Here is a 1,062-nt window from a genome sequence, read left to right as displayed (position 1 = left end):
GTGGGAGCGAGCCTGCTCGCGAAGGCAACGTGTCAGACGGCAGATACTTTTCTGATGCACCGCTTTCGCGAGCAGGCTCGCTCCCACAAGGAGTCATGTGTTGTTCGTCAAATCGCAGACAAAAAAAAGCCCGATCTCGCTAAAGCGTTCAATCGGGCTACAGCACTCAGGAGCAAAAGTGCAAAGGGAGGTTCGATTCGCGTGGAACCTTGAAGGGGTTGCGCCAGGTCACTAGACCATCCAGCGATTATCTGGCGATTAACCGATCAAGCGACCTGAGACAATTTGGCGTTGGCCTGATTCAGGCCCTTCTCCTGGAAGTCACCGCCCAGGTTCATGCCCTCAGCATGGATAAAGGTCACGTCGTTGATCCCGATGAAACCCATCACCTGACGCAGGTACGGTTCCTGATGATCCGCAGGGCCACCGGCATACACACCACCGCGAGCAGTCAGGACAAAGGCGCGCTTGCCGTTGAGCAGACCTTGCGGACCGGTTTCGGTGTACTTGAAGGTCACCCCGGCGCGCAGCACATGATCCAGCCAGGCCTTTAGCGTGCTCGGGATCGCAAAGTTGTACATCGGTGCCGCCAGCACCAGCACGTCTGCGGCAAGCAGCTCATCAGTCAATTGGTTGGAGCGGTCCAGCGACGCCTGTTCGCTTTCGTTGCGCTGCTCGGCGGGTTTCATCCAGCCACCCAGCAAGTTGGCGTCCAGATGCGGCACCGGGTTCGCGGCGAGGTCACGCACGGTGATCTGATCGGCAGGGTGCGCGGCTTTCCACTGAGCGATGAAGGTCTGGGTCAATTGACGGGAAACCGAGTCTTGCTGGCGGGCACTGCTTTCGATGATCAGAACGCGGGACATGGTGTGTAGCCTCCATCCGAGAATGTTGTAAGTCGATGGAGTGAAGGTTAAACAGAGCTGAATCGATGAAAAAGCGCAAATATCCGCTGTAACCCATCGATAAATTCGTTTATAAGCTAGACCCATATCCCCTGTGGGAGCGAGCCTGCTCGCGAAAGCGGAATGTCAGTCACATCATCTCTGGATGACACTCCGT

Annotated in this window: 2 protein-coding genes; one reads left to right on the top strand and one right to left on the bottom strand. The window is 56.5% G+C overall.

The window, feature by feature from the left end; translation table 11 throughout:
• Positions 1-213 (top strand): hypothetical protein (locus QMX86_RS28100; RefSeq protein WP_282390435.1); only part of this gene is annotated, 213 nt, incomplete at its 5' end.
• Between the two features lie 53 nt (positions 214-266).
• Here the strand turns inward: QMX86_RS28100 and QMX86_RS28095 are convergent.
• Complete coding sequence (locus QMX86_RS28095; RefSeq protein ID WP_281876914.1) at positions 267-866, bottom strand: FMN-dependent NADH-azoreductase; 600 nt, start codon at positions 864-866, stop codon at positions 267-269.
• Positions 867-1,062 lie beyond the last annotated feature (196 nt).

The sequence above is a fragment of the Pseudomonas sp. PS01270 genome, from assembly GCF_029959775.1.
In the GTDB taxonomy this organism is placed as follows: domain Bacteria; phylum Pseudomonadota; class Gammaproteobacteria; order Pseudomonadales; family Pseudomonadaceae; genus Aquipseudomonas; species Aquipseudomonas atacamensis.
The sequence above is the reverse complement of the archived record's forward strand: the minus strand, read 5'-3'. Positions and strand labels throughout refer to the sequence as shown.